17 protein-coding genes and 2 pseudogenes are annotated in these 19095 nt (G+C 65.4%); 11 read left to right on the forward strand and 8 right to left on the reverse strand.

Translation table 11 applies throughout. From position 1 onward, the window contains the following. The first annotated feature begins 107 nt into the window (after window positions 1–107). The gene (gene der / locus DR_RS11865; RefSeq protein ID WP_010888936.1) at window positions 108–1424 is read left to right on the forward strand and encodes a ribosome biogenesis GTPase Der; all 1317 of its coding nucleotides are present in this window, start codon (window positions 108–110) and stop codon (window positions 1422–1424) included. Between the two features lie 59 nt (window positions 1425–1483). On the opposite strand, the gene DR_RS11870 is transcribed toward der, so the two are convergent. The 4 genes from DR_RS11870 to DR_RS11885 form a co-directional block, all read right to left on the reverse strand. Continuing rightward, window positions 1484–2092 carry a hypothetical protein gene (locus tag DR_RS11870; RefSeq protein ID WP_162177717.1) on the reverse strand — a complete coding sequence of 203 codons (609 nt, stop codon included), beginning with the start codon at window positions 2090–2092 and terminating at the stop codon, window positions 1484–1486. Window positions 2093–2254: 162 nt separating this feature from the next. Beyond that, the gene (locus DR_RS11875) at window positions 2255–4387 is read right to left on the reverse strand and encodes a hypothetical protein (protein WP_027480089.1); all 2133 of its coding nucleotides are present in this window, start codon (window positions 4385–4387) and stop codon (window positions 2255–2257) included. A 191-nt stretch (window positions 4388–4578) separates the two neighbouring features. Next, window positions 4579–5520: a pseudouridine-5'-phosphate glycosidase gene (locus tag DR_RS11880; protein WP_010888939.1), complete on the reverse strand. Its 942-nt coding sequence runs from the start codon at window positions 5518–5520 to the stop codon at window positions 4579–4581. Window positions 5521–5566: 46 nt separating this feature from the next. Further along, entirely contained in the window at window positions 5567–6682 is a 1116-nt protein-coding gene (locus DR_RS11885) for a PfkB family carbohydrate kinase (RefSeq protein ID WP_027480088.1), read from the reverse strand. Between the two features lie 72 nt (window positions 6683–6754). Here DR_RS11885 and DR_RS11890 point away from each other — a divergent pair, with 72 nt between their 5' ends. Continuing rightward, window positions 6755–7219: a hypothetical protein gene (locus DR_RS11890; protein ID WP_010888941.1), complete on the forward strand. Its 465-nt coding sequence runs from the start codon at window positions 6755–6757 to the stop codon at window positions 7217–7219. 194 nt (window positions 7220–7413) lie between these two features. Beyond that, complete coding sequence (locus DR_RS11900) at window positions 7414–7767, forward strand: hypothetical protein (RefSeq protein WP_010888942.1); 354 nt, start codon at window positions 7414–7416, stop codon at window positions 7765–7767. Window positions 7768–7921: 154 nt separating this feature from the next. Here the strand turns inward: DR_RS11900 and DR_RS11905 are convergent, their stop codons facing one another. Then, window positions 7922–8800: an ABC transporter permease subunit gene (locus DR_RS11905; protein ID WP_010888943.1), complete on the reverse strand. Its 879-nt coding sequence runs from the start codon at window positions 8798–8800 to the stop codon at window positions 7922–7924. Continuing rightward, a complete protein-coding gene (locus DR_RS11910) occupies window positions 8793–9776 on the reverse strand; it encodes an ABC transporter ATP-binding protein (RefSeq protein WP_010888944.1) in 984 nt (327 codons plus the stop codon). Before DR_RS11910 ends, DR_RS11905 begins: the two co-directional genes overlap by 8 nt. A 163-nt stretch (window positions 9777–9939) precedes the next feature. Here DR_RS11910 and DR_RS11915 point away from each other — a divergent pair, with 163 nt between their 5' ends. The 5 genes from DR_RS11915 (at window position 9940) to paaI (ending at window position 14349) form a co-directional block, all read left to right on the forward strand. Beyond that, the gene (locus DR_RS11915; RefSeq protein WP_010888945.1) at window positions 9940–10887 is read left to right on the forward strand and encodes an aldo/keto reductase family protein; all 948 of its coding nucleotides are present in this window, start codon (window positions 9940–9942) and stop codon (window positions 10885–10887) included. A gap of 265 nt (window positions 10888–11152) precedes the next feature. Then, the gene (locus tag DR_RS11920) at window positions 11153–11785 is read left to right on the forward strand and encodes a hypothetical protein (protein ID WP_010888946.1); all 633 of its coding nucleotides are present in this window, start codon (window positions 11153–11155) and stop codon (window positions 11783–11785) included. 69 nt (window positions 11786–11854) lie between these two features. Further along, window positions 11855–12766, forward strand: coding sequence for a hypothetical protein (locus DR_RS11925; protein WP_010888947.1), 912 nt, complete (start codon window positions 11855–11857; stop codon window positions 12764–12766). A gap of 21 nt (window positions 12767–12787) precedes the next feature. Then, the gene (locus DR_RS11930; RefSeq protein WP_010888948.1) at window positions 12788–13888 is read left to right on the forward strand and encodes an LptA/OstA family protein; all 1101 of its coding nucleotides are present in this window, start codon (window positions 12788–12790) and stop codon (window positions 13886–13888) included. A gap of 95 nt (window positions 13889–13983) precedes the next feature. Next, on the forward strand, window positions 13984–14349 hold the full coding sequence (gene paaI / locus DR_RS11935; RefSeq protein WP_027480085.1) for a hydroxyphenylacetyl-CoA thioesterase PaaI: 366 nt from the start codon (window positions 13984–13986) through the stop codon (window positions 14347–14349). 88 nt (window positions 14350–14437) lie between these two features. Here the strand turns inward: paaI and DR_RS11940 are convergent. After that, window positions 14438–15277 (reverse strand): annotated as a pseudogene (locus DR_RS11940) (S8 family serine peptidase); the annotation flags it as partial. A gap of 87 nt (window positions 15278–15364) precedes the next feature. On the opposite strand from DR_RS11940, the gene tnpA reads away from it, so the two are divergent. Then, on the forward strand, window positions 15365–15787 hold the full coding sequence (tnpA, locus tag DR_RS11945; protein ID WP_010887312.1) for an IS200/IS605-like element ISDra2 family transposase: 423 nt from the start codon (window positions 15365–15367) through the stop codon (window positions 15785–15787). Further along, window positions 15774–17000: an IS200/IS605 family element RNA-guided endonuclease TnpB gene (tnpB, locus tag DR_RS11950; protein WP_010887311.1), complete on the forward strand. Its 1227-nt coding sequence runs from the start codon at window positions 15774–15776 to the stop codon at window positions 16998–17000. Before tnpA ends, tnpB begins: the two co-directional genes overlap by 14 nt. 1 nt (window position 17001) lies before the next feature. On the opposite strand, the pseudogene DR_RS11955 reads toward tnpB, so the two are convergent. Further along, window positions 17002–17772, reverse strand: a pseudogene (locus tag DR_RS11955) (S8 family serine peptidase); the annotation flags it as partial. Window positions 17773–18290: 518 nt separating this feature from the next. Here DR_RS11955 and DR_RS16915 point away from each other — a divergent pair. Next, window positions 18291–19058 (forward strand): TM2 domain-containing protein, encoded by a 768-nt coding sequence (locus DR_RS16915; protein ID WP_051618849.1) that lies wholly within the window; start codon window positions 18291–18293, stop codon window positions 19056–19058. Window positions 19059–19095 lie beyond the last annotated feature (37 nt).

Consider the following 19095-nt stretch of genomic DNA (forward strand, 5'->3'; position numbering starts at 1 on the left):
TGCTAGAATGTCAGGTCTATGTCTCTCCCCTCGCCGTGAGGGAGGAGCCCCCTCGGCGGAATGCGCGAGACGCCGCGCAAACCGACACCGTAAAGGAGCGTCTAAAAATGCATAAAGTCGCCATCGTGGGCCGGCCCAACGTCGGCAAATCCAGCCTGTTCAACCGTCTCATTGGCCGGCGCGAAGCCGTGGTCGCCGACTTTCCCGGCGTGACCCGCGACGCCAAGGAAGGGCTGATGCTCTACCACAACCACCGCATCACCCTGATCGACACCGGCGGGCTGTGGAGCGGGGACGAGTGGGAACAGGCCATTCGTGAAAAGGCCGAGTGGGCGATGGAAGGTGCCCAGGCCGTCATCTTCGTTCTCGACCCGCGCGAGGGGCTCTCCGCCGCCGACTACGAGGTGGCCGACTGGTTGCGCCGCCTCGGCAAGCCGGTAATTGTCACCGCCAACAAAATCGACAGCCAGAAGCACGAGCCGTACCTCGCCGAGCTGTGGGGCCTGGGTTTCGGCGACCCGGTGGCGATCAGCGCCGAGCACGCCCGCGGCTTAGACGACCTGATGGACCGCGTGATGAAGTACCTGCCCGAGGACGACGAGGACGTGCCGGACATCGCGCCCATCCGCATTTCGCTCATCGGGCGGCCCAACGTGGGCAAGTCGAGCCTGCTCAACGCGATTACGCAGTCTGACCGCGCCATCGTGGCCGATCTGCCGGGCACCACCCGCGACTCGCTGGACGTGGAGTGGGACTACGGCGGGCAGCGCTTCGTGCTGGTGGACACGGCGGGCATTCGCAAAAAGCCCGACACCGCCATCGAGGACTTTGCCATTCAGCGCTCGCAGGCGGCCATCGAGCGCAGCGACGTGATCTGGCTGGTGGTCAACGCCACCGACATCGGCGACCACGAACTCAAGCTGGCGAACCTTGCCTATGACAGCGGCAAGCCAGTCATCGTGGTGGTCAACAAGTGGGACCTCGTGCCCGACGCCGAGCTCAAGAGCACCGAAAAAGACCTCAACCAGAAGCTGCACCACATCAGCTTCGCGCCGCGCGTCTACACCTCGGCCATCAACGACTACGGCATCCACGACATGCTCGCCGAGGCGATGAAGCTCTACGAGAAGTGGCAGTCGCGCATCGGCACCAGCGAACTCAACCGCTGGCTGGAAGTCTGGCAGATGAAGCAGCGCGTGCCGAACTTCCACGGCAAGCCGCTGAGGATGTACTTCATGACCCAGGTGGAAACCGCGCCGCCCACCTTCGCCATCTTCTGCAACCGCGCCGACTTCGTGACCCGCGCCTACGAGGGCTTCTTGCAAAACCGCATCCGCGAAGACCTCGAACTCGCTGGTGTGCCGGTGCGCCTGAAGTGGAAGGAAAAAGGGCCTTACAAGAAGGGCGAAGCGGACGAGGACTAACCCGCCGCGCCCAAAAGAAGGAGACGACCTGCTGCTGGGGCCGTCTCCTCTCTTCTTGTTCAGTGGACCAGTTTGTCTTCCAGCAGTTTCAACACGCTGGCCGGCAAGCCCTGCCGAAACGGGTTGAAGTCCTGACCGCCCAGCACCGCCTGAACGGTCGTCTGTCCGCCGGGCACCTGAAAGGCAAGGCGATAAAACACCCGGTCCGGCAGCCCCTCGTCGCGGGCCAGACGACTGCTCGCCAGTTGCAGGGCCGCGCGGCGCTCAAGCTGGGCGCGGGCGGCGGCCAACTGACGCTCGCCGGACGGTCCCAGAGCCGCGTGCAGGACGGCGAGGCTCGCCTGCGCGGCGGCTGGGGTCAGCGCCGGAAGGGACCGCAGGCGCACGAGTTCCCGGCTCAGGTCAGTGGGTTGGGCCACGTCGAAACTGCTCAGCCGCGCCGCGTCGCGCAGGGCACTGACCGTGACGAGCAGCTCGAAGGTGGGGTTGTCCCATTTGGGTTGGGAGGGTGTCGTCATTTTCGGCATTGGCTGGGGCGCCGCCTGCGACGGAATCGTGTGCGGTGAGAGCGGCGAACCGGGGCCGACCTTGATGGCCAGCGACCCGGAAAAGGCCACGAGCGCCGCGAGCGCGGTGGCTGTCACTGAACTGCGGGAAGAGCTGAACATTCGGACTCCTTTGGAGGCTCCTCCTTCTAAAAACATACGGAGCGCCATACCTCCCCATTCTCACGCCGCAGCTTGACGGCGGTCTGAACGCGGGACCTCTGAAAAAGGGGCGCCCGCCGCAGCAGACGCCCCTAAAAAGATCTAAAGCTCAGAGAGCCAAATTCAGGGAGCCAGACGCTTGGCGCGCAGTGCCGGGGTTTCTTCCGGGCGCTGAACCGGGCCCTGCACGGGGCGCATGTGGTTGACCTTGCGGGCGGCGCGGGGCTGCTCGGTGGAGAGCTGGCCGACGCGGTCGTACCACTTGTAGCCTTCGACGCTCACGCCGTTCTGGCGGGCGGCGTCGATGACCTGACGGTAGCCCTGGTGGGCCAGATCGGCGGCGGCGCGGTAGTTGCGGGCCTGGTAAGCGTTCAGCGCCGAGGCGAAGGTCCGGTCGGCCTGCTGCGCGGCGCTGCGCATTTCAGGCACCTTGGCCGAGTTGCGCACGAGCTGCAAGATCGCGTTGCTGTTGGTGAGGTAGGCGGCGGTCAGGTAACGGTACTGCGCGTCGAGGTTGAACTGCCCGAAGGTCTTGGACAGGTTGTTGTAGCTCATGACGCTGTGGACTTCGTCGCCCACGTTCACGAAGTTGGTGGGGCCACTGGGGCCGAAGTCCTCGTAACGCTCGCTGTCGTAGCCGTCGTGGGGGTGCGACTGGCTGAGGTGGTGGCCCGACTCGTGCACCGCGGTGTCGGTAAAGCCGTAGCCCGCCTTGTTCAGCGCCGGGGTCAGGAAGTCGAGCGTCATGGTCTGGGTGCCGGTCACGCCGTCGCTGATCGCCTGACCGAGCAGCCCCTGGTTGGGCGTCTTGGCGTTGGTGTCGTTGAACAGGTAATTGGTGAGCTGATACTGCCCTGGCGTGGCCTGGTTGCGCTGACGGATTTCGGCCTGCGCGAGCTGGAAGAACTGTTCGCCCTCGGCGTCGGCGTAGTCGGGCGAGCAGGCGTCGTCGGTGGGCAGCGGGAAAAAGCACTTGTAGGCGTCGGCCACGTCGCCACTCAGCGGCGTTTCGCGCACGCTGGCCGTCCACTTGATAAAGGGGTTGAGGACGCTCAGGCGCTCGCGCACCACAGCGGGGTTGACCACGCGAGCACTCGCGGGGGCGTCGGGGCCCTGCTCCAGCGCGAGGTCCACATTGATCTGCTCGGGCATGTCGGGCGGGGTCAGCGCCGCGCGGTACAGGGCGCTGGGGGTAAACAGCAGGTCGATGGCGGTGTAGCGCACGACCTGACCGAGGTCGGCGGTGATCTTCTGGCCGTAAGCCGCGCTGGCCTTGCGGGTGCCGTATTCCCAGATGGGCGGCATGCGCTTGTCGGGAACATCGTCGCCGTCGAGGTCAGCGTCGCTGATGTTCCAGGCGTTGGTCCAGTAGTCGGGGTTGGCCGACTGGTCGTAGAACCAGAGGCGGCGGGCGCTGGCCTGATCCTCGCTGGGGGTGCCGCCCCAGGCGACGGTGCGGCGGCTGCTGCGCTGCCCGAAGTCGACCCCGGTGTCGGACTCCACCGACTCGGGGCGCTCGTGCGAGTAGCTGTGGAACTTGAAGTCGGGCCGGCCGTACCAGTTGATCAGGAACACGGTGTGCTGGGTGGGGTCGATGCCCAGTTTGCCCGCGTTGTCGCCCAGCCACTTCTCGACAGCGAGGCCGTCCACTTCCCAGTTGCCGGTGATCTCACGGGCAATGTTACCGGCGGGCTCGGGGCAGGCGTAGAGCGGCGTGAGGTCGCCGGGCTTGCGGTCCAGCACCTTGAGGACCTTCTGGGTGTCCGCCGACTGGCAGTTGTAGGCCGCCGCCGAGATGTTGAGGTAGGTCAGCCCGTCTTTCTGCACCGACTCTTCCTTGCCGCTGCTCGCCAGGAAAGCGAAGAACTCGTCCTCAAAGCTCTTGGGCGCCGTGACGTAGTTGTAGTCGAAGGTGAAGTTGTTGCCGCTCAGCTCGTTGTTGCCGTAGAAGCTGGGGTAACGGTTGATGGTCTTGTAGGTCGCGGGCAGTTCCTGACGCAGGCTGCTGAAGTTCAGGTCGCGCGCCCCCGTCACCTGGCCGGGCGAGGTGGCCGCGTAGCCGATGTTGACGATGTTGACCTTGAGCTTTTGCTCGATGGTGCCGAGTTCGCCGGGCTGGAGCGTGCTGAGCTGCCCGAACGACGAGGGGTCGAGCTTCTCGGGCTGGGGCTTGGGCTGCGGTTGGGTGTCGGTGTTTCCGCAGGCAGCGAGCAAACTGGCGCCGAGCAGCGCGATTCCCAGTGCTTTGACTTTCATGGGGTCTCCTTGAAAAACGGGCAATGCAGAACAGGACAGGAACGAAGACTCGGGCTCCGTGAGCAAAAGATGTAGAGAGCTTGAGCGGCAGAATAGCAAACGCCAGGGGCGGCCAGGAAAAGCATCTTCCCTCAGCCGCCCGCAAGAGTTGCCGTATTCAGACAACTCATGTTCCCGTTGTGATGTCGCGCTCAGCCCAGCCGCGCGTACTCCGCCGCGACCTGCGCCGCCGCCGCCGCGTTGTGGCGGACTAGAGCGATGTTCGTCTCCAGGCTGCGGCCCCCGGTGAGTTCCACGATGCGGCCCAGCAGGTACGGCGTGGTGTCCTTGCCGCTCAGCCCAAGCGCGGCCATGTCCGCCAGCGCCCGCGTGATGTGGGTTTCCATCTCCTCGGCGGGAATCTCGGCGGTTTCGGGCACCGGATTGGCGAGCAGGACGCCGCCGGTCAGGCCCAGGTCCCACTTCACCTTCAGCACGCGGGCGGCCTCGGCGGGGGTCTGGACCGTGAGCGGCGAGCTGAAGCCGCTGCGGCGCGAGTAGAAGGCAGGAAACTCATCGGCGCCGAGGGTGATGGCGGGCACGCCCTGCGTTTCCAGCACTTCCAGCGTCAGGCCAATGTCCAGAATGCTCTTGACCCCGGCGCTCACCACGCACACGTCGGTGCGGGCGAGTTCGAGCAGGTCGGCGCTGATGTCCATCGTCTCGCCCGCGCCCCGGTGCACGCCGCCGGTGCCACCCGTTGCAAAGACGCGAATCCCGGCGAGCGCGGCAATCCGCATGGTGGAGGCCACCGTCGTCGCCCCGTGGCCCCCGAGCGCCACCGTCACCGGCAGGTCGCGGGTGCTGATTTTCTGCACCGCCTTGTCGGTGGCGAGCAGCTCCAACTCGTCGGCACTCAGCCCCACCTTGAGCCGCCCGCCGAGCACAGCGATAGTCGCGGGCACGGCGCCGTTGTCGCGCACGATTTGCTCCACGCCCCGCGCCATCTCCACGTTTTGCGGGTAGGGCATCCCGTGGCTGATGATGGTGCTTTCGAGCGCCACCACCGGGCGGCCCTGCGAGAGCGCGGCGGCGACTTCGGGCTGAAGGTCGAGGTAAGAATGGAGGCGGTCATTGCTGGGTTTGCTGGTCATGGGATTCCTTCCTTTGGTGCAGAGCTGATGGTGCAGGGCTGGTGATTCAAGATTGGGCGAGGCGGGCCTGAATGGCCGCTCGTGAGAGGTCAGGGACGACGGTGAGCGGGCTTTCCACCGTCAGCGCGGCGGCGGCGTGACCCTCGCGGGCGGCGTGAAGCGGGGTGAGGCCCGCCACCAGCCCGGCGAGAAAGGCGGCGAGCATGGCGTCTCCGGCGCCGGTCACGTCCACCACGGCGGCGGGGAGGGCGGGCAACTCGTGACTCTCGTCGGGCAGGCTGAGCACGCTGCCGCGCTCGCCCCGGCGCACCCAGACGAGTTCGGCGCCCAGCGCGTGCAGTTCCAGCGCCGCTTCCCGAATGGCCGCCGGGCTATCGGCCACCTCACGTCCCACCAGGGCAGCGAGTTCGGCGAGGTTGGGGGTCACGGCGTAGGGCACGTGCCCGGCAGCGAGCGCGGGGCGCAGGCGGGCCGCTTTGGGCACGCTGACCGGCTCGTAGACCACCCGCACGCCGGTTTCGGCGGCGAGGGCGAGCAGCGTGGGCAGGGTATCTGCGGGCAGGTTGCCGTCGGCCACCACCCACGCGGCGCCGCGTAAGGAGGCCCGCAGGCCGCGCAGGGCCGCCGGGGTCAGGTGCTCCATCACGTCCATCGCCGCCACCGCGAGCAGCAACTCGCCACCCGCGCCGAGCACCGCCGTATAGCTGCCGGTCGCCGCGCCGGACACCCGCAGCACGCCCGACACGTCCACCCCCGCCGCCTCCGTCTCGCGCAGCAGGACGTCGCCCAGGCTGTCGGGCCCCACCGCCGACACCAGCGCGGCCGACACCCCCAGCCGCGCCAGATTCTCGGCCACGTTGCGCGCCACGCCGCCGGGCGACTGGCTGGTCACGCCGGGGTTGCTGGTGCCGGGGACCGCCTCGCCCCGCACGCGCGCCTTGAGGTCCATGTTGGCCCCGCCGACCACCACCACCTTCTGCGGCGCCTCACCGGCCAGCACGTACCCGCGCCCGAGCAGCGCCCCTTTTTTCAGCAGGTTGCTGACATGCACGTTCACCGCCGCCCGCGTCGTGCCGAGCTGCCGGGCAAGCTCTTCCGGGGTGGCGAGCGGCGCGGCGCGAATCAGGTCGAGCAGCTCACGCTCGCGCGGGGTCAGGTCCATACTTAGTAGAGTAAGTTGATTTAGTCGAATAAGCAAGGGCCGGCTTTCATCTGCCTGCTCTACGCTCGCCGGATGATGTGGTCCGCTTTTCTTCCCGTCCTGGCGCTGCTGGGCACGCCGACCCCTCCCGAAACGGTCCTTCCCGCGCGGGCCGGACAGACCGCCACCCTGCGCGTGGACCTCGGCACCCGCGAACTGCTGCTCAACCGCGAGGCGCCCAACCTGCTGACCCTGCGGACGCCGTGGGGACAGGTGCAGACCCGGCCCAGCGGCACCCCGCACCGCGACCCCGCCTACGCCGGATACTTCGGGCAGGTGCGGCCCGCGCTGCTCAAAGTCAAGGTGCCGGCGGCGACCAAACCGGGCCGCTACGCCGCGCACCTCACCGCCGACCTGTTCGTGTGCGACACCGGCGACAAGCTCTGTACCCGCCGCACCCTCAAGCTGCCGGTGCAGGTGCAGGTGGGCAACGGGGCCCGCCCCGGCACGCTGACGCTGAAAGACGAACACCTGCGCCCGTCTAGGCTGCGGTTCTAGAGCAGTTCTCTGAATTACGCGTGTGTCGGCAGCAGCAACGCCACCCGCTCCATTCTTCGTTCTGCTCCATGTTTTGTACTCGCTTCGCTCGCCAAAAAGCTGTGCCATCTTTTTGTCAAAGGCCCTGAACTTTGGCCAGACGACGGCTGGCACTCCGCTGACCATCCGGGGCAAAGCGTTCGCTACACTGAGCCATGAAGCCCGAAGAGAGGAACCCGGCTGACGCGGCGCGCTCCCACGCGGTTCGGCACCTGACTGTGCACGGGGCCTGGCAGGGCAAGGTGGGCGACCCCCAGCGCATCTTTGAAGGCACGGTGACGGCCTCGGACCACCCCGCGCTGAGCAGCGGCGAGCGCGTCACGGTGCGCTACCAGATGGACGCGGGGCGGGTGCCCGGCGCCAGCGAACACGGCCATTACGTCCTGAGCAGCGACGCCGGCAGCTCTCTGCTCGTCAGCTTCACCTGTCGTTCGGCGGCCACCACCGGCAAGCAGGGCACCGACGATACCCGGCCCGCCGACTGGCAGGCGGTCGTTCAGCCGGAATAAGGGCAAGCAGCCTATAGAAAAAGGGAAAAGGCCCGTCGCCTCTCCCCCACTTTTTTTCTAGGTCTGAAGCATTTGACAGAAAAGACCCCCCTCACCCCTGCCTTCGGCAGGCCCTCTCCCACAAGGGTAGAGGCTCAAAAACGCAAAACATTAGTTACAGGTCGCGCCGGCTCAAACGCCACATTGCCGCCCCTACGGCAAGCAGGGTGAGGACCGCCGCCCAGACCACCAGCCCGGTCGCCACCGGCTCGCTGCCGAACACCGGGTTAGGTACGCCGCGCCCCGCCTGACGGAGCAGGTCGGGTTGCAGGTGGTAGCTCGCGCCCAGCCACAGCGCGTTGGTGGGCATCAAAACGTTGGCGACGCGGCCCAGCGTGGACACGGTGGGGTTGTTGGAAATGCTCCCGATGAGGCTCAGGATGCCGCCGCTCGACCCCACGCCGTAGAGCACAAAGACGCCGATGCCGTTGGCGAGGGTGGAAAACAGCGTGCTGCCGAGCACCGTCAGCCCGGTGAGCAGCGCCATCGCCAGTTCGATGAGCGCCAGCGCGGGCCAGATTTCGGGCGGGGTGTAGCCGGTAATGAGGTACACGCCGCCGAGCAGTCCCGCCGAGAGGAGCGCCACATACGCCATGTTGACGAGTGCAAAGCCCAGCCAGCGCCCCGCCACCAGCCCGGCGCGGCTGACCGGGCGGGCGAGGACGCTCTGCATCACGCCGCTTTCGATGTCGCCACTTACCGCGCCCACAGTGGACAGCACGCTCATCAGCGAGCCGAGAAAGTACACGAGGTACATCCCGAACATCGTCGCGTACATCAGCGGCGTGTTGGCGAGCCCGGTGCGGCTGCGGTGCTCCAGCCCAGCCTCGATGGCGCGCTGGTTGAGCTGGTCGTCGATTTTGTAGATGCCGAAGAGGTAAAAGCCGAGGAACAGGGCGCTGAGCACCAGCAGCACCGCCACCAGTTTTTTCCGCACCGCCTCGCGCAGCGCGAGTTCGGCCATCAGCCGCGCCGAATGCCAGAAGTTACGCATGGTGGCCTCCGTGAGCGTGGCCCGCCGGCCCTTCGATGAGTTCCAGGAACAGGCTTTCGAGGTCGGGCCGGCGCGGGGTCAGGGCGTAGAGTTGCGCGCCCGCCGCGTGAATCGCCGCCGCCACCGCAGGCACCTGCGCTTCACTTTGCAGCCACAGGTCGAGGTCGGCGCGGCCCGGGGTGTTGGTGTCCTCGCGGTGAATCTCGCCGATGCCCTGCAAGGCGGCGCGCAGCTCGGATGTCAGGCGGTCCACACGCACGCTGACCGGAATCACCCCGCCCATCAGCTCGCGCATACTGCCCTGCTGCAAGACCCGGCCCGCCTTGACGAAGGCCACCCGGTCACAGACCTGCTCGACTTCCGAGAGCAGGTGCGAATTCAGAAAGACCGCCACGCCTTCGCCCTTGAGCCGCTCGATAATCTCGCGCACTTCCACCCGGCCAATCGGGTCGAGCGCCGAGGTCGGTTCGTCCAGAAAGACCAGCTGGGGCCGCGCCAGAATCGCCCCAGCCAGCCCGCAGCGTTGCAGCATCCCCTTGGAGTAACCGCTGAGCTGCTCGCCGCCGCGTCCGCCGAGGCCGACTTCTTCGAGCACCTGCGGCACCCGCGTCCGCAACTCATTCGACTTCATTCCGGCGAGCTGGCCGTGAAAGTTCAGGAACTCCTCGGCGGTCATCCACAGTTGAAAACGGAACTGCTCAGGCAAAAAGCCCAGCCGGGCGCGCACCGCCGGGTCAGCGGGCGAGCCGCACAGCACCCGCGCCTCGCCGCCCGACGGGATGACCAGCCCCAGCAGCATCTTGACGGTGGTGCTTTTGCCCGCGCCGTTGGGCCCGAGAAACCCGAAGACCTCGCCCGCGCCCACCGTCAGGGTCAGGCCGTCCACCACCGCCCGGTCCCGGTAGACTTTGCGTAGCTCGCGGGTCTCGATGACGTTGCCGGGGGCGCCGGCGACTGTTTCAGGGGGAGCACTCATCCCGGCAGCATAGGCGACAGGCTGCCCGCGCGAGTGCGCCAAAAGTTGCAGAAAAGCACGGAAAAGCTGAGGCGGTCAGCCCCCGCGCCTTTCTAAAGATTTCTTGAGCTGACCAGCCGTCCTCCTGCGCCGCCAATGCTTTAAGAGTTAAAGTGAGCGGCATATGGAATACCGCAAACTTGGCAAAAGTGGCCTGAAGGTCAGCGAGGTCGCCCTCGGCGGCTGGGAAACCTACGGCGTCAACCAGGACGCCTCCAAGATGGTCGGGGACATCGTGCGCGCCGCCTACGACGAGGGCGTGAATTTCTTCGACCAAGCCGACGTGTACGCGCGCGGACAGTCCGAGCAACTGATGGGCGCCGTGCTGCGCGACTTTCCCCGGCACACGCTGGTGCTGTCGAGCAAGGTCTTCTGGCCGATGAGCGACGACGTGAACGACCGCGGGCTGTCGCGCAAGCACGTGCTGGAGAGCATCGACGGCTCGCTGCGCCGCCTGGGCACCGATTACCTCGACATCTACTTTGCCCACCGCTACGACCCCGAAGTGCCGATGGAAGAAATCGTGATGGCCTTCGACCAGGTCATCCGCGACGGCAAGGCGCTGTACTGGGGCACCTCCATGTGGCCCGCCGCCCGCATCGCGCAGGCGGTCGAGTTTGCCAAAGCCAACGGCCTGCACGCCCCCGTCACCGAGCAGCCCGAATACTCGATGGTGCGCCGCGACCGAGTGGAACAGGAAATCCTGCCCTACACCGAGGGCGCGGGCATCGGCCTGGTCGTCTGGAGCCCGCTGGCGATGGGCCTGCTGACCGGCAAGTATGACGAAGGCCGGCCCGAGGGCGCCCGCCTGACCGAGAAGGAAAACTGGGCCGGCAGCTACCTCACCGACGAGAACATTCAGAAGGTGCGCGACCTGAAATCCATCGCCGACGACCTCGGGGTGACGCGTGCCCAGCTCGCCCTGGCATGGCTGCTGCGGCAAAAGGGCGTGAGCAGCGTGATTACCGGCGCCACCAAGGTGAATCAGATTCAGGACACCGTCAAGGCGGCGGGCGTGCGCCTGAGCGACGACGTGCAGCGCCGCATCGAGGACATCCTCAAGCCGGCCTGAGCGTCGAGCGACACGCTCAGGACAGATAGGGGGCACTGGCAAATGCTGGTGCCTTTTTTGTTCTGCTTACCCTTGGAGTATTTGACATAAGAATGCTTTGCGTTTCTGACCCTCTACCCTCGTGGGAGAGGGCCTTTGCGGAGCAAAGGGGTGAGGGGGCGTCCCGACCACCTCTGACAAAACCTCAACCTGACAACTGCTCTGGCTGCCCCATTTCCCTGGCCCTCTCGTCCTCAGCCCTGGTCAGCCCTGCCCCACCTCTCTCATGAGAGCGGCGGCTAGAGTGCAGCCCGTGCAGAACGTCGGCCCACTCGCCCTCCTTGGGATTCTGGTCTTTGCTCTGGTGTTCGCCCTGCTGCCCAGCGGGAACGCGCCCAGAGCGCAAACCGGCGTCACCCTGCAAAACGTGCAGCTGACGCTCTACCCCGCCCGCGACCCCGAGGCGGTGTGGCAGTTTCGGGCCGCCGGGGTCAAGAACGACCCGGTCAGCAGCACCACCGAACTCAGCCGCATCACGGACGGCCAGCGCCTGCTGCGTGCCCGCAACCCGGACGGCAGCTTCAGCGGTGCCGAAACGCTCGACGCCACCATCGCCGCCCCCAGCCTGACCATCAACGGCCAAGACGACATGGTGACGCCCCGCGCCGACATCACCCTCGTCAAGGAATGCGCCGACCTGTCGCTCGACGGCACGGCCGCGCAGCCGGTGAAAATCGAGCAAGGCTACGGCTTTTCCGCGCCGCACGCCAAGCTCGATTCGCCGGCCATCAAGGGCGAAATTCAGGACCTGCGGATGGATTTTCAATTCAACGTCGAGCAGGCCGGAGCCCAGTCCAATTTCGGCTGGGACCCGGATGCCAGCGAAACCTGCCGGGACGGCAAGCGCGTGCCGCTCTGAGCCCTCATCACTGGGGACCGACCCGTCCGCTCCCACTGTTCACCCCTACTGCCCACCAGGAGACTTGCCATGAAAAAGATTGCCCTGATTGCTGCCGTGTCCACCGCTCTGCTGACCCCCGCCGTCCTCGCGGCGCAGTCCAACCCCTCCGCCGGGACTGAAAAACGCATCATCAACTTTCAGGGGGCCCCGACGGGCAACCTGCGAACGGGTCCGCTCACTTTTACCGGCAGCCCGGTCAAGGCGACGGTGAGCACGCTGCAAATCACGGCGCCCAAAGCGGTTCTCAGCGCCCCCGCCGGCACCGCCATCGTGGAGGCCAAAGGCAGGCGCACCGGCGAATTTTCCGGTCCCGTGACCGTGTCGCGTGGCCGCCTGAGCGCCAGGGGCGGCAGCCTGACCTACAGCGAAGCGTCGGGCAACGGCATCCTGAAGGGCAACCCCAGCGCGACCTTCGTGCCCGAGGACAGGAAAGACGGCGACCCGGTGAACATCAGCGCCGCGCAGATGAGCCTGGACGTGGACACCAACGTCTCGACGAGCACCGGCGGCGTGAAGCTGGTCAGCGGCGAGCAGACGGGCCGCGCCGACAAGCTGATTTTCGACGAGGACCGCGAACTCGCGCAGCTCACCGGCACGCCCACCCTGACCCGCGCCGCCAAGCAGGGCCAGAAGGAACTCGTCATCAGCGGCGACGAGGTGCGGGCGCTCACCAAGGACAAGACGCTGTACGTGAGCGGCGGTGTCAAGCTGGTGCAGGGCACGACGACGACCACTGGCGACGCGGTGTACTACAACGACGACAAGGACGTGGCTTACGTGGTGGGCAACGCGGTGAGCGTGGACTCCAAGAGCAAGGTGACGCTGCGCGCGCCCAAGAGCGGCTATCTGGAGCAGAACACCAAGTTTGCCCGCGTGAGCGTGAAAAACGGCACCTTCAACATTCCCACGGCGCAGTTCAAGCTGCGCGGCGAGAAGTAAGGCGGGGAGGGCAGACGGGCCATGCCTGAGCGCCGCTTTCTTCCCGCTCCGCTGCTGGGGGTTTCCCTGCTGACTGCGGCCCTGTGCGGCTCGGTGCTGTGGGGAGCGGCGCACGCCCAGGACACTGCGCCTGCCCCTCAGTCGGCACCAGCAACCGCGCAACCGGCGGCTTCTTCCACCGAGACGGCCCCGACTCAGACTGCCCCCAGCCCCAGCGAGGCCGCCCCCGACATCAACGCCCCGACCGCCCACGAGCAGGCCGGGCGCTGCGTGGAGGGCACCGAGCAGACCTGCATGGACCTGGTGCGCCGCAGCAAGGACGGCGAGGAGCGCCGGATCATGGTCATTCGCACCGGCAGCGACGACACCACCGGCATCTACGCCCTGTGTACCCCGCAGGACGACGAGCCCGAGGACGCCCCGAACGTGGGCGTGTTCAGCGAAAGCGGCGCGGGCGGGATTCGCATCGTCATCGACAAGAACCTCATTCAGGCGCCGCTGGCGGTGGTGACGCAGCAGGCGGCCAAGAGTGACGGTGAGGGAGAGGCCGCCGAGGGCAGCGATGGCCGGGTGGAAGCGAGCAGCGGCACCGCCCGCTTTCTCGACGACGTGCCCGAAGGTCAGACCGACCGGCTCGCGCGCTGCGGCGTGGCTGTGGACCGCAAGCCCACGCCCGGCACCGTGCGCGTGACCCAGGGCAAGACCCACCTGACCGGGCAGACCCTCAACTACGACGGCGACGACGGCATTGCCCGCATCGCCGGTCCCATTACTTTTCAGCGCGACGACCAGGAAGACCCGTTGTCGGGTGAGAGCAAGAATATCGAAATCAACGTGGACACTGAGGCCACCGTGCTCGTCGGCGACGTGGTGCTGCGCAGCAAGGGCGGGCGCGTGAGCAAGGCGGGCCGGGTGGAGTACGACGACCAGGCGAACACCGCCCGGCTCTACGCCACCCCCGAACAGCCTGCCGAGAGCGTGCGCGGCAACGACGTGCTGCGTATCAGCAGCGGCGTCATCGTGTACAACCTCGAAAAGAACGAGGTCTACACCAACGCGGGCGAGGGCGGCAACATCACCGGCGAGTTTCAGGACGAGGCGGCGCCAGATACGAGTCCCTGACGTCTCTTGTCCACCGCGCCGTGCCCATCGCCCTTGCTGGCGGTGGGTTTTTTCGTGTTTCTGCACCGCCAGCTCGAACGCCGTACCCTGAAGCCATGTCCTACGCCGAAGTCCTGGGGATGACCATACTCGACGCCTCGCCCGACCTGACGCGGGTGGCCCTGACCGTGACGGAGGCGGGCCTGAACATGCACGGCACCGCGCACGGCGGCCTGATCTTCAGCCTCGCCGACGAAGCGTTCGCCGTCATCAGCAACCTGGACGCGCAGGCGGTCGCCGCCGAAACGCATATGAGCTTTTTCCGCGCCGCCCGTGAGGGAGAGCGGCTCGTCGCCGTCGCCACGCCCGAGCGGGTGGGCCGGACCCTGGCGACCTACCGCATCGAGGTGCGCCGGGGCGAGGAGGGCGAAGTGCTGGCGCTGTTTCTCGGCACAGTGTCGCGGCGGGAAAAGCAGAGCTAAAAAAGCCCCGCATCACCAGAGACACGGGAATAAAAAGAGGTGCGGGGGCGTGTCAGCCTCCCGCACCTTCAACTTTGTATTTTCAGGTTTACTTCGTTTCGGTCAGGCTGTAGGAGCCGCTGCCGGAGTAGGCGTAGACCTCCCAGCGGTAGGTGCCCGCGCCCGCGTTGTAGCTGATGGTCTCGCTGCTGCCGCTCGCTTCGCTGGCAGCCACGTCGGCCCAGGTGCTGCCGTTGTACTTCTGGAGGTAGAGGTCGAAGTCGGTGCCGCCGGGGCCGCTCAGCTGCGCGCTCAGGGTGCCGCCCGCGTAGGAAAAGCCGCTGCTGCCGGGCTTGTAGCTGCTGCCGCCCCTGCTCACGCTGCCGCTGTAGGTGGTCGTGGTGCCGGGAGCGGGCGTCGGCGTCGGTGCCGGAGTGGTCGCGCCGCTGCCGGTGTAGAGCAGGCGGTTGGGGCTGCCGGTGCCGATGCTGCTCAGCTTGCCGGTGGTGGCGTTATTGAGCAGGGCGCTCGTCACCGCGCTGGTGGTGGTGTTGCCCTCGGCAATCAGGAGGGCCACCGCGCCCGTTACGTGCGGGGTCGCCATGCTGGTGCCGCTGATGGTGTTGGTGGCGCTGGTCGAGCCGATCCAGGTGCTGGTGATGTTGGTGCCGGGCGCGAAGATGTCGAGGCAGCTCCCGTAGTTGCTGTAGCCGGTATCGCGGCTGTCGGTCTTGGTGGTCGCGCCCACCGTGATGGCGTTCACGGCGCGCGCCGGGGACACGTTGCAGGCGTTCTGGTTTTCGTTGCCCGCAGCCACCGCCATGACGAGGTTCTTGGACGCGGCGTTGTTCACGGCGTCGTCCACCGCCTGACTGGCCCCGCCGCCCAGGCTCATGTTGGCGACGGCGGCGGCGCTGCCCTTGTTGCCCACGGCCCAGTTGATGCTTGAGGGGCGCACACTCGTGACTTCAGTCATGAGTTAGCCCCTCTCGCCCTGAAAAGGGCGATGAAAAGCGGAAGCCTCTAGCTTTTCCAGATGACATATGTTATTCTTCCCCTTGAGATGAAGAAAGGCCGGGGTTACGTCTATCAGCTTGAATACCACCTCATCTGGTGCGTGAAATACCGTCATCAGGTGTTGGTGGGTGAGGTTGCTGATGGACTGAAAGACATCCTGCGTGACATTGCCGCTCAGAACGGGCTGGAAGTCATCACGATGGAAGTCATGCCTGACCACGTTCACCTCCTGCTAAGCGCAACCCCACAGCAAGCCATCCCCGACTTCGTGAAGGCGCTGAAAGGCGCTTCCGCACGTCGGATGTTCGTGGCCTACCCGCAGTTGAAAGAAAAGCTGTGGGGCGGCAATCTCTGGAACCCGTCGTATTGCATCCTGACTGTTTCTGAAAACACCCGCGCTCAGATTCAGAAATACATAGAGAGCCAGCATGATAAGGAATAAGGCTTTCGTGGTCAGGCTGTACCCAAATGCGGCTCAGACTGAACTGATTAACCGCACGCTGGGTAGCGCAAGGTTCGTCTACAACCACTTCCTTGCCCGTCGCATTGCGGCCTACAAGGAAAGCGGGAAGGGACTGACCTACGGGCAAACGAGTAGCGAACTGACCCTTCTGAAGCAGGCTGAAGAAACCTCCTGGCTCTCGGAAGTAGATAAGTTTGCTTTGCAGAACTCGCTGAAAAACCTTGAGACCGCGTACAAGAACTTCTTTCGGACTGTGAAGCAGTCCGGTAAAAAGGTAGGATTCCCACGTTTCAGAAAGAAGCGCACGGGAGAGTCCTACCGGACTCAATTCACCAACAACAACATCCAAATTGGGGAAGGTAGGCTCAAACTTCCTAAGCTGGGATGGGTGAAAACCAAGGGCCAGCAGGATATTCAAGGGAAGATTCTGAATGTCACTGTGCGCCGTATTCACGAAGGCCATTACGAAGCGTCCGTTCTCTGTGAAGTCGAGATTCCCTACCTGCCTGCGGCTCCCAAGTTTGCAGCGGGTGTGGATGTCGGCATCAAGGATTTTGCCATCGTGACCGATGGCGTGAGGTTTAAGCATGAACAGAATCCGAAATATTACCGCTCCACCCTGAAAAGACTTCGTAAAGCTCAGCAAACCCTGTCCAGACGGAAGAAGGGCAGCGCACGTTACGGGAAAGCGAAAACCAAGCTGGCTCGGATTCACAAGCGCATTGTCAATAAGCGTCAGGATTTCCTTCACAAGCTCACCACCTCCCTGGTGCGTGAGTACGAAATCATCGGAACCGAACACCTTAAACCCGACAACATGCGGAAAAATCGCCGCCTTGCACTGAGCATCAGTGATGCGGGCTGGGGTGAGTTCATCCGGCAGTTGGAATACAAGGCAGCGTGGTACGGGCGACTGGTATCTAAAGTCAGCCCCTACTTTCCATCTAGCCAGTTGTGTCATGACTGCGGATTCAAGAATCCCGAAGTGAAGAATCTTGCCGTCCGTACATGGACTTGCCCGAACTGTGGGGAAACCCATGACCGAGACGAGAACGCTGCGCTGAACATTCGGCGTGAAGCGTTGGTGGCTGCGGGAATCTCAGACACCTTAAACGCTCATGGAGGCTATGTCAGACCTGCTTCGGCGGGCAATGGTCTGCGAAGTGAGAATCACGCGACTTTAGTCGTGTGAGGTTCAAGCCGGCAATCACGCCCGAGTTGCTGCCCGAGCCGTCGCACGCCAGCACCTTGACGGCGATCAGCGACACGCCCTTGGCGACGCCGTAGGTGCTGCTGCCCACCGTGCCGGCGACGTGGGTGCCGTGGCCGTTGCAGTCGCTATCGTTGCCGTCGCCCGACTGGTTGGTGCCCCACACGGCGCGGCCACCGAACGCCGTATGACTAGTGTTGATGCCGGTGTCGATGATGTACGCCTTCACGCCGCTGCCGGTGGTGCCATAGGTGTAGCTGCTGTCGAGCGGCAGGCTGCGCTGGTCGATGCGGTCGATGCCCCAGGTCGCCCCCGACTGGGTGGCACTGGCGTACATCATGCCGTCTTGCTCGATGTATTTCACGCGGTGGTCGGCCCGCAGCGTTTGCAGGTTCTGGGCGCTGAGCTTGCCCGAAAAGCCTTCAAGGGCCTGGTTGTAGATGTTCTGAACGGTCACGCCCTGCGGGTCGAGGTTCAGGGCGCGCACAAGCTGACCAGCGCTGAGACTGCTCAGTCGGCCAGAGCCCGTGTCCTGAGCACTGAGCGAGCCGCTGGACGCCCCTTCGCTGAAGACCACGATGTACTGCCCGGCAATGGCGTCGGGCTTGTCGGTGCCGAGCAGCGGCGCAAGGGTGCGGGTGCGCTGCGCCGCCGTGTCGGGCTGGGCGCTGGCCGCCGGGGTGCTTTGCTGCGAACCGCAGGACGCGAGGATCAGGGTGAGGGTAAGGGCGCCGGCAACGAGACGTGCGTTCATGGTGGTCCTCCTGACTTCCTGCGGCTGCCACGACCCAACGCTCAGCCCAGGCGCCCACCCCAGAAGGCGGCGCCCAGCCGTTCGGGGTGTGACCACTCGGCTTGGAATTGGAGAGAAGATAGGGGCCAGCGCCCCGCGTGTGAAGATCACGCAATTTTTCTTATTCGCTTCTCACAGGTGAAAACTTCTGTCAAGGGACAGCTTTCCGACGTGTCCCACAGAGAAAAGTGGTGTTCGGTATATCGGGACGGCATCTTCATGTAAGATTTTTGTTTGAAATCTTTGGAAGGTCTTTTCGATTTATGACGCAACAGGATTTCCTAAAGAGGTCAAGTTGACGGCGTTTCTGCCAAGATTTGCCGGGTTTTTCACACTTTATTTCGTCTGGTCGTCTGGCGAGGCAGCGGAAAGGTCTAGATTTTCGCCCAGTCGCTGAAGGTGAAAGAGGGCCTGTTTTCTCCCCGACTCCACCTTTTGGCGGACGCAACTCTGGCCCAGTCAGGCGCGTACTATCAGTCATGACCGACAAAGATCGCGACGCAGGCCCGTCCGGCAACGCTCCCTCGTGGGTGGACGAGGTGCTGTCTTCCTCGTCGTCTGCCCCGCGTCCAGTCGAAGGGCGGCACGGGCAGACGGCGGACCCGGCGCAGAACCCGGCGGGCACGGCGCCCGGCAGCGGGTGGGACCACTGGCCCCAGACGGACGCAGCGCGCGACCTGCGCCTGCCGGGAGATCCGCCGCGCCCCGCGCCGCCCTCCTTCGACAGCGACGACTGGGCGGCCCGCGCCACCGGGGGGGAAGTTCGTGACCCGCAGGGCAGAGACCCCCAGGAGAGCCGCACCACCGTCTACTCCGCCGCCCCGCAGACCGACGCCTGGGGCGACCCGGTGCGGCCTGCACCCCCGGCGCCGGTCAAGCCGGTACGTGGGCAGATGGGCCAGAGCAATGGGCCCGCTGGCCTGCCCGTGCGGGAGGACATCGCGCAGAAGAAGCTGATTGCCGGACTGCTCGGCATCTTTCTGGGCAGCCTGGGCGTGCACAAGTTCTACCTCGGTCAGAACGGGGCAGGGCTGCTGATGCTGGGGGTCAACATCGGCGTCTGGGTGCTGGCGATTGTGCTGTCGCTGCTCACGCTGGGCCTCGGGGCCATCATCCTGTTTCCGCTCGCGGGCTTCGTGACCAGCGTGCTGGGCGTCATCGGGCTAATCGAAGGCATCCTGTACCTCACCAAGTCCGACGCCGACTTTCAGCGCGACTACCTGTACGGCAACAAAGCCTGGTTCTGAGCGCACTGGTTCTGGCCCCGGCAGCGTTCGCGCTCCT

This window comes from Deinococcus radiodurans R1 = ATCC 13939 = DSM 20539, from assembly GCF_000008565.1.
Classification (GTDB): Bacteria; Deinococcota; Deinococci; order Deinococcales; family Deinococcaceae; genus Deinococcus; species Deinococcus radiodurans.